Source organism: Paraburkholderia sp. RCC_158 (genome assembly GCF_041355255.1).
Taxonomy (GTDB): domain Bacteria; phylum Pseudomonadota; class Gammaproteobacteria; order Burkholderiales; family Burkholderiaceae; genus Paraburkholderia; species Paraburkholderia graminis.
The window spans coordinates 156,674-169,730 of record NZ_JBFUPM010000009.1 but is presented as its reverse complement, the minus strand read 5'-3'; the positions used below and the strand labels follow the sequence as shown (position 1 = coordinate 169,730).

At 64.0% G+C, this 13,057-nt stretch carries 9 protein-coding genes, 1 tRNA gene and 2 riboswitches; of the genes, 3 read left to right on the top strand and 7 right to left on the bottom strand.

Translation table 11 applies throughout. The features are described 5' to 3' along the window. Positions 1 to 107 precede the first annotated feature (107 nt). The 5 genes from gcvP to AB6809_RS19375 all read right to left on the bottom strand — a co-directional run bounded on the left by gcvP (position 108) and on the right by AB6809_RS19375 (position 6,791). Positions 108 to 3,044 (bottom strand): aminomethyl-transferring glycine dehydrogenase, encoded by a 2,937-nt coding sequence (gcvP, locus tag AB6809_RS19395; protein ID WP_371026985.1) that lies wholly within the window; start codon positions 3,042 to 3,044, stop codon positions 108 to 110. Positions 3,045 to 3,114: 70 nt separating this feature from the next. After that, positions 3,115 to 3,495: a glycine cleavage system protein GcvH gene (gene gcvH / locus AB6809_RS19390; protein ID WP_006050862.1), complete on the bottom strand. Its 381-nt coding sequence runs from the start codon at positions 3,493 to 3,495 to the stop codon at positions 3,115 to 3,117. A 71-nt stretch (positions 3,496 to 3,566) separates the two neighbouring features. Continuing rightward, a complete protein-coding gene (gene gcvT / locus AB6809_RS19385) occupies positions 3,567 to 4,685 on the bottom strand; it encodes a glycine cleavage system aminomethyltransferase GcvT (RefSeq protein ID WP_371026984.1) in 1,119 nt (372 codons plus the stop codon). Between the two features lie 78 nt (positions 4,686 to 4,763). Continuing rightward, positions 4,764 to 4,917, bottom strand: a riboswitch (glycine riboswitch). Between the two features lie 55 nt (positions 4,918 to 4,972). Then, positions 4,973 to 5,073: riboswitch (glycine riboswitch) on the bottom strand. A 110-nt stretch (positions 5,074 to 5,183) separates the two neighbouring features. Next, positions 5,184 to 5,534, bottom strand: coding sequence for a hypothetical protein (locus AB6809_RS19380; protein ID WP_114156619.1), 351 nt, complete (start codon positions 5,532 to 5,534; stop codon positions 5,184 to 5,186). Positions 5,535 to 5,741: 207 nt separating this feature from the next. Further along, positions 5,742 to 6,791 (bottom strand): oxidoreductase, encoded by a 1,050-nt coding sequence (locus tag AB6809_RS19375; RefSeq protein WP_371026983.1) that lies wholly within the window; start codon positions 6,789 to 6,791, stop codon positions 5,742 to 5,744. Between the two features lie 419 nt (positions 6,792 to 7,210). On the opposite strand from AB6809_RS19375, the gene AB6809_RS19370 reads away from it, so the two are divergent. Both AB6809_RS19370 and AB6809_RS19365 read left to right on the top strand, forming a co-directional pair. After that, a complete protein-coding gene (locus tag AB6809_RS19370) occupies positions 7,211 to 9,319 on the top strand; it encodes a UvrD-helicase domain-containing protein (protein WP_371026982.1) in 2,109 nt (702 codons plus the stop codon). 158 nt (positions 9,320 to 9,477) lie between these two features. Then, positions 9,478 to 10,053 (top strand): hypothetical protein, encoded by a 576-nt coding sequence (locus AB6809_RS19365; protein ID WP_053858890.1) that lies wholly within the window; start codon positions 9,478 to 9,480, stop codon positions 10,051 to 10,053. A gap of 109 nt (positions 10,054 to 10,162) precedes the next feature. Here AB6809_RS19365 and AB6809_RS19360 read toward each other — a convergent pair whose 3' ends face one another. Further along, complete coding sequence (locus tag AB6809_RS19360) at positions 10,163 to 11,080, bottom strand: cytochrome c5 family protein (protein WP_371026981.1); 918 nt, start codon at positions 11,078 to 11,080, stop codon at positions 10,163 to 10,165. A 310-nt stretch (positions 11,081 to 11,390) separates the two neighbouring features. Here AB6809_RS19360 and AB6809_RS19355 point away from each other — a divergent pair. Then, positions 11,391 to 11,466 (top strand) — tRNA-Arg (locus AB6809_RS19355). Between the two features lie 232 nt (positions 11,467 to 11,698). Here the strand turns inward: AB6809_RS19355 and AB6809_RS19350 are convergent. Next, positions 11,699 to 13,009, bottom strand: a complete 1,311-nt coding sequence (locus tag AB6809_RS19350) for an O-antigen ligase family protein (protein WP_371026980.1) — start codon at positions 13,007 to 13,009, stop codon at positions 11,699 to 11,701. Positions 13,010 to 13,057: the final 48 nt, after the last annotated feature.

Genomic DNA, 13,057 nt, shown 5'->3' with positions numbered 1-13,057 from the left:
CCTCGTTGGGCTGATTTGGTGTGTGATGTTAGCCGTTTGCGGCCTGAAGCGACAGAAGCGCGCGCCGCCCGTCTATCAGCACGGGTAACGCGCGCCGAAGGCAACGCTTACTCGTAATCGGCGACCGGCACGCAGGAGCAGAACAGGTTGCGATCGCCATACACGTTGTCCGCGCGGCCGACCGGCGGCCAGTACTTCTTCGCGATTAACGTGGGCAGCGGATACGCGGCCGTTTCGCGCGCATACGTGTGCTTCCAGTCGTCGGCGATCACCACTGCGGCCGTGTGCGGCGCGTGCTTCAGCGGATTATCTTCGCGGTCCGAATGGCCTTCTTCCACCGCGCGAATTTCCTCGCGGATCGCAATCATCGCTTCGATGAAACGGTCGAGTTCTTCCTTCGATTCCGATTCGGTCGGCTCGACCATCAGCGTGCCCGGCACCGGGAAGCTCATGGTCGGCGCATGGAAGCCGTAGTCGGCGAGGCGCTTCGCGACGTCGTCGACGGTGATGCCGCTCGTTTCCTTGATCGGACGCAAATCCAGAATGCATTCGTGTGCGACGAGTCCGCCGGGGCCCGAATACAGCACCGGATAATGCGGCGCGAGTTTCTTCGCGACGTAGTTCGCATTGAGGATCGCGGTTTCGGTCGCGGCGGTCAGGTTTTTCGCGCCCATCATCGCGATGTACATCCACGAGATCGGCAGGATCGACGCCGAGCCGTACGGTGCGCCCGACACAGCGCCGATGCCGTTCGGCGCGCGCTCATAGCCCGACGAAATCTGATTCGGCAGGAACTGCGCGAGATGCGCGCCGACCGCGACCGGACCGACGCCCGGTCCGCCGCCGCCGTGCGGAATGCAGAACGTCTTGTGCAGATTCAGGTGCGAGACGTCGCCGCCGAATTGACCCGGCGCCGTCAGGCCGACCATCGCGTTCATGTTCGCGCCGTCCACATAGACCTGGCCGCCGCGCGCATGCACGATCTCGCAGATTTCGCGCACGTTCGCCTCGAATACGCCGTGCGTCGACGGATACGTAATCATGATCGCCGCGAGTTTGTCGGCGTGCTGATCGGCTTTCTTCTTCAGATCTTCGATGTCGACGTTGCCCTGCGCGTCGCACGCAACCACCACGACCTGCATGCCCGCCATTTGCGCCGAAGCCGGGTTCGTGCCGTGCGCCGAAGCCGGAATCAGGCAGACATTGCGATGCGCTTCGCCGCGCGACGCGTGATACGCGTGAATGATCAGCAAGCCCGCGTACTCGCCTTGCGAGCCGGCATTCGGCTGCAGCGACACGGCTGCATAGCCGGTTGCCGCGACCAGCATCGCTTCGAGCTGATCGATCATTTCGCGGTAGCCGACGGTTTGCTCAGCGGGCGCGAACGGATGAATCTGGCCGAACTCGGGCCACGTGACCGGCAGCATTTCCGAGGTCGCGTTCAGCTTCATCGTGCACGAGCCGAGCGGAATCATCGAACGGTCGAGCGCGAGGTCCTTATCCGACAGGCTGCGCAAATAACGCAGCATTTCCGTTTCCGAATGATGACGGTTGAACACGTGGTGCGTGAGGTACGCGCTCGTCCGTTCGAGCGATGCCGGCACCGATGCGGTGTTCGACGCGGTCAGCGCAGAGTCGAGCGCGTCGACTTGCGGGACATCGCGCGCGCCCGCGGCTTGCGCAAACACCGCGAGCAGATCGGCGAGATCGGCGCGCGTCGTCGTTTCGTCGATGGACACGCCGACTTGCGTATCGCTCACGCGGCGCAGGTTGATGCGCTTCGCGTTGGCCGCGTCGTGCAGCGCCTGCGTGCGCGCGCCCGCGTCGAACGTGAGCGTGTCGAAGAACGTTTCGTTGACGAGCGTGTAGCCGAGCTGCTTCGCGCCTTCCGCGAGCAATGCGGCGATGCGGTTCACGCGCAACGCGATGGTCTTCAGGCCGCGCGGGCCGTGATAGACGGCGTACATGCTCGCCATGATCGCGAGCAGCGCTTGCGCGGTACACACGTTCGACGTCGCCTTCTCGCGGCGGATATGTTGTTCGCGCGTTTGCAGCGCGAGACGCAGCGCGGGATTGCCTTGCGCGTCGACGGTCACGCCGACGAGACGGCCCGGCATCTGACGCTTGAATTCATCGCGCACGGCGAGATACGCCGCGTGCGGACCGCCGAAGCCAACCGGCACGCCAAAGCGCTGCGTGTTGCCGACAGCCACGTCCGCGCCCCATTCGCCCGGCGGCGTCAGCACGGTCAGCGCGAGCAGATCGGCGGCGACCACCACGTGGCCGCCCGCTGCGTGGATCGCTTCGGTGAGCGCGCGGTAGTCGCGCACGTCGCCGTTCACGCCCGGATATTGCAGCAGCACGCCGAATACGTTCGCGTTCGCGGCTTCATCGGCCGGGCCGACTTTCACTTCGATGCCGACCGGGGTTGCGCGCGTCTTTATCACTTCGACGGTTTGCGGCAACACGTCGTCGGCGACATAGAACACGTTCGACTTCGGCTTGCCGACGCGTTGCAGCAGCGTCATCGCTTCGGCTGCGGCGGTGGCTTCGTCGAGCAGCGACGCGTTCGAAATCGCGAGCCCCGTCAGATCGATCACCATCTGCTGGAAGTTGAGCAGCGCTTCGAGTCGGCCTTGCGAGATTTCCGGCTGATACGGCGTGTACGCCGTGTACCAGGCCGGATTTTCGAGCACGTTGCGCAGAATCACCGTCGGCGTGTGCGCGTTGTAATAACCCTGCCCGATGTACGAGCGGAACACCTGGTTCCTGTCCGCGAGTTCGCGCAATGCGGCGAGCGCTTCCGCTTCGCTTTTCGGTTGCGTGAACGGACCGAGCGGCAGCGGCTCGGTGCGGCGGATCGTCTTCGGAATGACGGCGTCGATCAGCGCGGCGCGCGACGCGAAGCCCAACGCTTCGAGCATGGCCTGCTGGTCGGCCGCATCCGGGCCGATGTGCCGTTCGGCGAAGGCGTCATGCACTTCGAGCGCGGCAAGCGAGAGAGGAGTGCGGTTCATCAGACGATCCGGGTGTTCGAGCTTCATGGTGTTCCTGGCGGTGCGGCTGTCCTTGCGCGAAGGGCGCGCCGCACCTGACGGTTAGACGAGAGGTGAATCAGGCGCCGATCGACTTCGTGTACGCGTCGGCGTCGATCAGACGGTCGAGCGTGGCGTCCGCAGCCGGCTTGATCTTGAAGAGCCAGCTTTCGTACGGCGTGCTGTTGACCGAATCCGGCGAGTCGGACACGGCGCTGTTCGCTTCGATCACTTCGCCCGAGACCGGCGCGTAAATGTCCGACGCGGCTTTCACCGATTCGATCACCGCGACCGTGTCGCCGGCGGTCACGGTCTTGCCCAGTTCCTGGACTTCGAAGAAGACGATGTCGCCTAGCGCTTCCTGCGCATGGTCGGTAATGCCGACCGTCAGCGTGCCGTCCGCTTCGGTGCGGACCCATTCGTGCGATTCGGTGTATTTCAGATCGGCCGGGATGCTCATCGGATGCTCCTATGCGGTGTGATTCGGTAGTGACTGGATAAGGGACGCGCGCGCCGGTGGCTTGCGGAGGCTTAGGCCGCCGCGAGCACTTTGCCGTTGCGCACGAACGGCAGTTTTACCACGCTTGCAGGAACGGATTTGTCGCGAATCTGCACGTGGACGATATCGCCCGGCTGCACGCCTTGCGGCACGCGCGCGAAGGCGATCGATTCCTGCATCGTCGGAGAAAATGTGCCGCTGGTGATTTCGCCTTCGCCGTGCGGCGTGACGACTTTCTGATGCGCGCGCAGCACGCCTGCGGCCTTGCCGTTTTCCTTGCGCAAGATCAGGCCGACGAATGCGGCCTTCGAGCCGTCCAGTTCGAGCCTGCTTTTGCCGACGAATTCGCGCGGCGAAGCGAGGTCGACCGTCCACGCGAGACCGGCGTCGAGCGGCGAGGTGTTGTCGTCCATGTCCTGGCCGTACAGATTCATGCCGGCTTCGAGGCGCAGCGTGTCGCGCGCGCCGAGACCGGCGGGGCGCACGCCTTGCGCTTGCAGCGCGTTCCACAGCGCAACCACGTGGTCCGCAGGAACGATGATCTCGAAGCCGTCTTCGCCGGTGTAGCCGGTGCGGGCGACGGTCAGTTCGCCGAACGGCGTGGCTTCGATGCGCGCGGCGTTGAAGGGCTTCAGCGCCTCAGTGGCGGCGCGGATGGAGGGCGCCGTCTGCCAGACCTTCTCACGTGCGTTCGGACCTTGCACGGCGACGATCGCGAGATCGCGGCGCGGCGTGATCGTCAGGCCGAAACCGCCTTCGTTCAGTTGATTGAACCACGCGATGTCTTTGTCGGCGGTGCCCGCGTTGACGACCACGCGGAAATGATCTTCGCCGAAGTAATAGACGATCAGATCGTCGATCACGCGGCCGTCGGGGTTCAGCATGCACGAGTAGAGCGCGCGGCCCGGTGTTTGCAGCTTGCCGACGTTGTTGGCCAGCGCGTATTCGAAGAACGCACGCACGCGCTCGCCGGTGAAATCGACGACGCACATGTGCGAGACGTCGAACATGCCCGCGTCGGTGCGCACCGCGCGGTGTTCGTCGATCTGCGAGCCGTAGTTGACGGGCATGTCCCAGCCGCCGAAATCGACCATGCGGGCATTCAGCGCGCGATGGGTGGCGTTGAGTGGAGTGTGTTTGAGTTCGGTCATGGGGCCTCGGGCGTCTCGCGAAACAAAAAAGGCCATGCGGCGCCGCGCCTCGCGCCTTTAGCGGCGAGCGTGGTGCTGCATGGCCCCTCTGTCCTCGATACCTGAGAGATTGCGCTGCCGTGGCGATATGGATTCGCCACGGTGAACGCGCGCCCCTTCGGTGGGCAGCTTGCCAAGGTCTGCGCGGCGTGTGCGACGCAGACGGCTACTGCCGCTCTCCAGAGTGCGAAAAACCGCGCCTTGATGTTTGCCAGCGTATTGCCTGGCTGTTACGTGGGCGCGAGTTTTTCGACGCGGTCGGTCCTTTTGCCTGAGAGTTTCCGGGTGTGCCCCTTCGGCGGCGCGGCCTGCGAATTCAGCGGCCAGCGCGCTCTCCCGACGCGTGCGGCGAATGTACGCGAGGCCCGGAGGCTTGTCAAATAAAGGGCGTGTCCGCAGAAGGGCTGGTGCGCCGCCTTTGGGAGCGGCCTGGAGCCGGCATCTAGCGCCGGCTCGCCGTCATTCGCCGATCGCGCGCGCCGCGCCGTCGAGTTCCTCGTTGAGCACGCGCTGTTCGTCGGCGGACAGACCGCCGCCGTGCTGCGCGGCCATGTCGTGCGCTTCGCGCCGGATCACCTCGAGCCGATGATGCAGTTCGCCCCCTTGCGGCGGCGGGTAATAACCCTGATTCACGCGATTGTCGATACGGCGGCTCAGGTTGTCGATGCGGCCGTCGACCTGACGCAGCCGCTTGTCGGCGATCTGCTGCGGGTTCGGGCGCGGCGCCGGTTCGGGCTGCGGCGCGACCACACAGGCGGCGAGGGAACTCAGCAATGCGCATGCGGCGAGCGCGCGGATGATACGTGGCATGGACTCTCCGTGAAGTCGTTGTCGTTTTGCGATGCTACAGACGTAGCAACGGATCACGGCTCGCTCACGCTGACCCGAAAGGCCGGCCGATTTGTAACGTTATATTGCTTGCGGTTTTGTCAGTCGCCTGCCGGTCGCGTGTCGGTCGCCTGCCGAGGTTTGCCGGCGCGAGGTGCGAGATTCTTCGCTTCGCGCCGGCACGTGCGTTTAACGAATGCGTTCGAACGGCAAGCGGATGCCTTCGTCGGAACTGCGCGCCGCGAGTTCGATGATCGTCATCACATCGACGGCGTCTTGCGGGCTCACGGGGAACTTCACGCCATGTTGAATCGCGTCGGCGAGCGCGATATAGAAGCCCGCGTAATCGCCGTTGCGCGTCGGCACTTCCCGCTCTGCTTCGCGATCGCCGTCGAGCACCCGCAGCGTGCCTGCCGCGTTGCCGGCGGCGAAGCCCCCGTCGCCCGGACGCAGGCCCGCTTTCAACTGGTCCTCTTGCGTGTCGAGCCCGTATTTCAGGTAGCTGCCGCGTGTGCCGTGAATGATGAAGCGCGGCGCGACGATCGCCGTCAGCGCGCTCGCATGCAGCACGACTTCGAATCCGCCGTAGCCCAACTGGATATGCACGTAGTCGGGTGCGCTGGCCTGATCGCGATGCGTGCGCACCGTCGCCGCCACGGTCTGCGGCGCGCCGAACAGCGCGAGCGCCTGGTCGATCAGATGCGGCCCGAGGTCGAACAGCAGACCGCCGCCGCGCGACGCTTCCTCGCGCCAACGCTGACGCACTTCGGGCCGGAAGCGGTCGAAATGCGATTCATAGTGCGTGACGCGCCCCAACTCGGCGCTCGCGAGCAGATCGCGCACGGTCAGAAAATCGCCGTCCCAGCGGCGGTTGTGAAACGGCACAAACAGCTTGCCCCGCGCGAGCGCGATGTTGGCGAGCGTGTGGGCGTCTGCGGCGGTGAGCGTCACCGGTTTGTCGACGACGACGTGCTTGCCCGCTTCCAGCGTGCGGCGCGCGAGGTCGAAGTGCGTGTCGTTCGGCGTGGCGATCACGACGCAGTCGATGTCGTCGAGCGCAAGCAGCGCGTCGAGGTCGGCGACGACGTTCGCGTGCGGATAGTCGGCGAGCGCGGTCTCCGGCTTGCCGGTGGCGATAGCCGCGACGCTCGCGCGGCCGCAGTGCGCGATCACCGGCGCATGAAAGGTCGCGCCGGCGAACCCGTAACCCATCAATCCCATTTTCAGCGATGCGGACATGCGTGTCTTCCTGCAAAAACGGCGCGCCGCTTTGCCACCGCGGCGGCGGCGCGCAACGCCGTCATTGTGGCATGGGCGCGGGGCGACGGAGCGTCGGCGGATCGCGCGGGATTTTCGCGCTGGCTGGTGGCGGCCGTGTGCCCGATGCGATTCGTCGGCCGAATTTATCCGCCCATTTCATCCGTGTTAGCATCGCTCCTCTCGCGCGAACCTGGGCGCGTCGACCGGCTTCAGATCACGCGCGGCGCGTATGCCGCAGCGCGCGCCGGGCGGCCACTCCGCTCGCTTCGCGACTTGCTGCAAGACTGTGCCGCGGCGCCGTGAGCGCCGCTTTTAACGGCGCGTTTCCCCGAGGGCCGCGCCTTTCATAGCCGCGTCCTCGCAGCCGCATTTCAACCGCAACACCCCATCTACAGACGATGTCCGCAGGCCTCAATCCCGCTCAAAGTGAAGCGGTCCGTTATCTCGACGGGCCGTGTCTCGTGCTCGCCGGCGCTGGCAGCGGCAAGACGCGCGTGATCACGCAGAAAATCGCGCACCTGATCGAGGCGAAGGGCTTCGAGCCGCGCCACATCGCGGCCGTCACGTTCACCAATAAGGCCGCCGCGGAAATGCGCGAGCGCGTGGGCAAGCTGCTCGAGGGCAAGACGCTCACGACGCCCGGCAAGGAAGGCCGCAAGGTGCCCGTCAATCAGTTGACTGTTTGCACGTTCCACTCGCTCGGCGTGCAGATTCTGCGGCAGGAAGCCGAGCACGTCGGCCTGAAGCCGCAGTTCTCGATCATGGATTCCGACGACTGCTTCGGCATGATCCAGGAACAGGTCGGCTCGACGGACAAGGGCTTTATCCGCAAGATCCAGTCGATCATTTCGTTGTGGAAGAACGGCCTGATCATGCCCGACGAGGCGATGGCGATTGCCGCGAACGAAGACGAGCATCAGGCCGCGATCGTCTATCGCAACTATGTGGCGACGCTGCACGCGTATCAGGCAGTGGATTTCGACGATCTGATCCGCTTGCCCGCCGAACTCTTCGCGAAGAACGAGCAGGTGCGCGACCGTTGGCAAAACAAGCTGCGTTATTTGCTGATCGACGAGTATCAGGACACCAACGCGTGCCAGTATGAATTGCTGAAGCAGCTCGCCGGCCCGCGCGCCGCGTTCACGGCCGTGGGCGACGACGACCAGGCGATCTACGGCTGGCGCGGCGCGACGCTCGAAAATCTCGCGCAGCTCGGCAAGGATTTTCCGAAGCTGCATGTGATCAAGCTCGAGCAGAACTATCGGTCGACGGTGCGCATTCTCACGGCCGCGAACAATGTGATCGCCAACAATCCGAAGCTCTTCGAAAAGAAGCTGTGGTCCGAGCACGGCATGGGCGATTCGATCACGGTGACTGGGTGCAACGATGAAGAGCACGAGGCGGAATCTGTCGTGTTTCGTCTGTCCGCGCACAAGTTCGAGCGGCGCGCGAACTTCCGCGATTACGCGATTCTCTATCGAGGCAATTTCCAGGCGCGCATCTTCGAACAGGTGCTGCGCCGCGAGCGGATTCCGTATGTGCTGTCGGGCGGTCAGTCGTTTTTCGATAAGGCCGAGATCAAGGACATCTGCGCATATCTGCGCCTGATCGCCAACGCGAACGACGACCCCGCGTTCATCCGCGCGATCACCACGCCGCGGCGTGGCGTCGGCAATACGACGCTCGAAGCGCTCGGGTCGTTCGCGGGCCAGGCGAAGGTGTCGCTGTTCGAGGCCGTGTACATGGGCGGCATCGAGGCGCGCCTGTCGCCGCGTCAGATCGAACCGATGCGCGCGTTCTGCGACTTCATGCAGCGCCTCACCGACCGCGCCGAAAAAGATGCGGCCGGCACGCTGCTCGACGAGTTGATGGACGCGATCCACTACGAAGCGTATCTCTACGATGCATTCGACGAACGCCAGGCACAGGCGAAGTGGCAGAACGTGCTCGAGTTCATCGAATGGTTAAAGCGCAAGGGCACGAAGGCTGATGTGAACGATCCGGCGGGGTCGGCTGGGTCGGCGAATGGCGAAGCTACCGGTTACGACACGGCCGACGGTCTCGCCGATACCGGCAAGAATCTGCTCGGTTTGATCCAGACGGTCGCTTTGATGTCGATGCTGGAAGGCCGCGAAGAAGATCCCGACGCGGTCAGGCTTTCGACGGTGCACGCGTCGAAGGGCCTCGAGTATCCGCATGTGTTTTTGGTGGGTGTCGAGGAAGGCATCATGCCGCATCGAGGCGGCGCGGACGACGAGCCGATCGACGACGGACGCATCGAGGAAGAGCGCCGTCTGATGTATGTGGCGATCACGCGCGCGCAGCGCAGCCTGCATCTGAACTGGTGCAAGAAGCGCAAGCGCGCGCGAGAGACGGTGGTGTGCGAGCCGTCGCGGTTCATCCCCGAGATGCTGCTTGACGATGCGCCGCCGCCGACGCCCGAAGAAGCGCCGATGTCGCCGAAAGACCGGCTCGCGAGCTTGAAGGCGCTGTTGCAGAAGCCGTGACGCGCGGCTTGGCTTGCTATCGTGAGTCCGCAAGACCACGCTGAGCAAAGGTGCTTCGGCTGGTTTCGCGGATGCGCGCGCTACAGTGGCGCGGCTAGTTGGTCGCGTTAGACGCATTGCTCGCGCGCCTTCGAGCATGCCAACCGGAGACCGCCCGCATGACCTTGCCGCCGCACGCGCCTTACATTCGCGCGCTCGAAGCCTACATCGACGCAAAAGACAATACGCGCCCGCAGCGCATGGCCGACGCATTCGCGTCCGATGCCGAGCTCACCATTTCACTCGCGACGTCGACGATCGCGTTTCCCGCGCGCACGCTCGGGCGCGACGCGATCACGAAAACGCTCGTCACCGATTTCGGCGCGACTTACACGCAATGCCGCACGTATTACGTGTGCGACTCGCTGACGGTGCGCGACGGCGCGATCGACCCGCTGCCCTGGCTCGTGCTGATGCGCGAACCGGCGGCCGGCGCATTGCGCGTGGGGCACGGCGTGTATCGATGGACTTTCGACGACACGCCCGCCGTGAGCCGCTTTCATATCCACATCGCGCGCATGGACGTCGTGCCCGATGCCGATGGCGCGTTACTCGAAGCGTTGCAGGAAGGCTTGAGTTATCCGTGGCTCGCGCCCGCCGAGTTGCACGCGCGTTTTGCGGGGCATGCGCGCAGTGCGCCGAGGCTCGCATTCGTCGAGGCGTTCAGCCATCCCGCCGCGGACGCCGAGGCTTGAGCGTTTGGTTTTGAACAGCTTCACGGCATGAAAAAATCCCTGCCCGCGTAGGCGCACGCGGTGCAGGGATTTTCGTGGCGCGGCAAAAGCCGCGAAGCTGTTCGGTGCGTTACTTCACGCTGCTCACCATGTAATCGACGGCGGCCTTCACGTCCGCATCCGACGCACTCGATCCACCTTTCGGCGGCATCGCGCCCTTGCCGTGCAGCGCGTAGTTGTAGACGGTGTCCATCGGCTCCTTCAGGCGCGGCGCCCACGCTTCCTTGTCGCCGAACTTCGGTGCGTTCAGCACGCCGGCCGCGTGACATGCCTGGCAAACCTGCTGATACAAGGCCTTGCCCGCTTGCGATGCATCAGCGCTTTGCGTCGCGCCGGCTGCGGGCGCCGCGGCGGTTTGCGGAACGCTTGCCATGGCGGCCATCGCTGCGGCGGCCTGAGCCGCGCCTGCGTCGGAAGCGCCGCCTGCCGCCGCACCCGAAGCCGCGGTCGCAGCCGTCGCAGCGGACGCCGCTGCGGCGCCTGATGCCGGTTGTGCCGGTTCAGGGAAGCTCGCGCCCGAGTTGTTCGCCATGTACGCGACTGCGCGGGCGATTTCGAAGTCGCTGTAATCGTCGGGGCTCGTGCCGCCGCGCGGGGGCATTCCGCCCTTGCCGGCGAGCGCCGTATGCAGCAACGTGTCGAAGCCTTGCGAGATCCGCGGCGCCCAGTCGGCCGTGTTGGTGAACTTCGGCGCGCCCGCTGCGCCCGACGCGTGACACGCCGAGCAGACCGCCTTGTAGACTTCCTCGCCCGTCTTGTAGACGCGCGGCGCGTTGGCGTCGCGAACGTCGACCTGGGCGAGTGGTTTGATGCGGGCGGTGACTTCGGCTTCGGAGAGACTGTCGGTGCCGGCGCCGGTGCGCGTCGAATTGTCGACGTAGTAAGCCAGCAGAACGATGATGATGATCGGCACAGCAAACCCGGCGATGACCGCGGCGATGAGCTGTCCTGGGGTTTTAATCGGGGCTCCGTGTGGTGCTTCGCTCATGCTTGTCTCGTCTCCGTGGGTATGTGAGCGGTACAGCGCGACGGCAACTTCTTGTTCTTGATCAGCCACGGACGATTATAGACGGAAGCTTTCGACGGCGGCGAGAGGCGCGGCGCGCTGTTCAGCAGGCGTTTACCCGCATCGTGCGAAGTGGAGCGGACGGGTTGGGGTGGCGCGTGAATCTGCCGGGGATGGCGCGAGAAACGGCCGCGGAGGCCGTCCGGTGGACGGTATGGCCGAAACCGGGTATCCTTTCGGTCTCGCTTTGGCGCCGCAGCCGTTCTTCTGGTTGCCGCGCTGTCAAGTCGAAGCGCCCGTAGCTCAATGGATAGAGTACTGCCCTCCGAAGGCAGGGGTTGCTGGTTCGATCCCAGCCGGGCGCACCAACCCTCCCGAGGGTTGCGACGATCTACCTGTTTACTCCCTCTCCGAATTCCAGGCTAAATCGCAGCTAAATCGCAGCTAACTGCGGTATCGCTGACGCCATCATCGGCTATAGCTACATGCGCCATGTCGGCCAGGTGCGTCGGCAGCCCGGCCAGCAGAAGCCCACCCGCGGCTGTGGCCAGCCAGCATATTCAACGCACATTGGCCTTCGACCCTCCGAACTTGACGACGCTAATCGGCGGCTGTAAGTGTTTCTTCGGCCGGCCCGTTCGTGTCCTCGCGTCGAGGGCCGCTCGCGAGCAGGATGCCGATCAGGAAGATGAACAGATTGCCTTCTGTGAAGTTGAGCAGCAACGAGTTCGCGAAACAGCCAATGACAAAGGCGAACAGGTAACCGTAGACGACCGTGCGCGCAAGTGTGTCCAGACGCAAGCTTTCCCGCGCGATCGCGATCAGGAGCCAGGCGAACAGGGCCACTCCCACCATTCCGAGCTGTACGCCCATCAGAAAAAATTCGTTGTGCGGATTGCTCGCCATCGCGGCACGCCCACCAGAGCTGTTCTTCGCGAGCCGTTCGAATTCGGTTCGAACGCTACCGACGCCGTATCCGGCAATCGGCCGATGCAGAATCAGCTCCAGGCTGCGCTGATAAAACTCGAGCCGCACGCCCATCGACGTGTTCTTGTTGTAGACCTCGAACTGTGTGATTTCCTGTTGGGTTTCGGCAAGGCGTGAGTTCTTTGCCGTGAAGGAATAGACCACCAGACACATGCACAGCATGACGCTCGCGGCGGTCGTTATCCAGCGCGTCCGTTTGCCCTGATGCTTGAACTTCATTAGTTGAACGACGACATAAACTGCCATGTAGGCGATCGCCACGACTTGCCCGGTGCGTCCCTGTAGCACGAACAGCACGTTGACGAGCGCGAGTAGGGCGACGAGGCGCAGGAGCCACTGTCCGATGCCTTTAGGCGAACCTGTCGCGAGAGCCATCGACAGATAGGCCAGAAACGCCATCATCAGGCCCGCCGATATGTGGTCCTTGAAGACCCAGGGCTTCGTAATCGGATCGTTACCGTGCAGTGGTCCGATTGCCGTCCAGCCGAAAAAGTTCGTGTAGGTGAGCAGCATGGTCAGCGTTAGCGCCGAGAACAACGCCCATATGGCCACGCGGCACCACTTTGATCGGTCGCTGCCGTAGAAAACCAGGAACAGCATAGGCAGCAGCAACAGTTTTCGGTACTTCAGGAGAAAGTTGAAAGCCTCGTCATTGCTCGCCGACGTATAGGCCATGCTAAGAGCGAGCGCAACGAAGAGGATCAGCGCGACGATGCTCGTGGGCGATGTGCGGATTTTCCCGCATGCCCTCCACACTTCGGGAGACAGCAGCGCAAACAGCAGTACCAGGCCGGAACCGAGATTGACTCCGGCCGTGGAAATGGGTACGGCGCACAGAGTAACAAGTGCAAACGTCCTCGCGAGGAACAACTGGTACGACTCAGTTTTGGGCCGGAGGCTCTTTTCTGACAGCATCGCTTTCATATTCATTCGTTTCTCATCCCGTGCCGAAATGGCAATCGCTGGACGGCA

Excerpts from the sequence above, each read along its gene's own strand:
- gcvP (WP_371026985.1), bottom strand. The coding sequence starts at position 3,044 with ATGAAGCTCGAACACCCGGATCGTCTGATGAACCGCACTCCTCTCTCG.
- gcvH (WP_006050862.1), bottom strand. The coding sequence starts at position 3,495 with ATGAGCATCCCGGCCGATCTGAAATACACCGAATCGCACGAATGGGTC.
- gcvT (WP_371026984.1), bottom strand. The coding sequence starts at position 4,685 with ATGACCGAACTCAAACACACTCCACTCAACGCCACCCATCGCGCGCTG.
- AB6809_RS19380 (WP_114156619.1), bottom strand. The coding sequence starts at position 5,534 with ATGCCACGTATCATCCGCGCGCTCGCCGCATGCGCATTGCTGAGTTCC.
- AB6809_RS19375 (WP_371026983.1), bottom strand. The coding sequence starts at position 6,791 with ATGTCCGCATCGCTGAAAATGGGATTGATGGGTTACGGGTTCGCCGGC.
- AB6809_RS19370 (WP_371026982.1), top strand. The coding sequence starts at position 7,211 with ATGTCCGCAGGCCTCAATCCCGCTCAAAGTGAAGCGGTCCGTTATCTC.
- AB6809_RS19365 (WP_053858890.1), top strand. The coding sequence starts at position 9,478 with ATGACCTTGCCGCCGCACGCGCCTTACATTCGCGCGCTCGAAGCCTAC.
- AB6809_RS19360 (WP_371026981.1), bottom strand. The coding sequence starts at position 11,080 with ATGAGCGAAGCACCACACGGAGCCCCGATTAAAACCCCAGGACAGCTC.
- AB6809_RS19350 (WP_371026980.1), bottom strand. The coding sequence starts at position 13,009 with ATGAAAGCGATGCTGTCAGAAAAGAGCCTCCGGCCCAAAACTGAGTCG.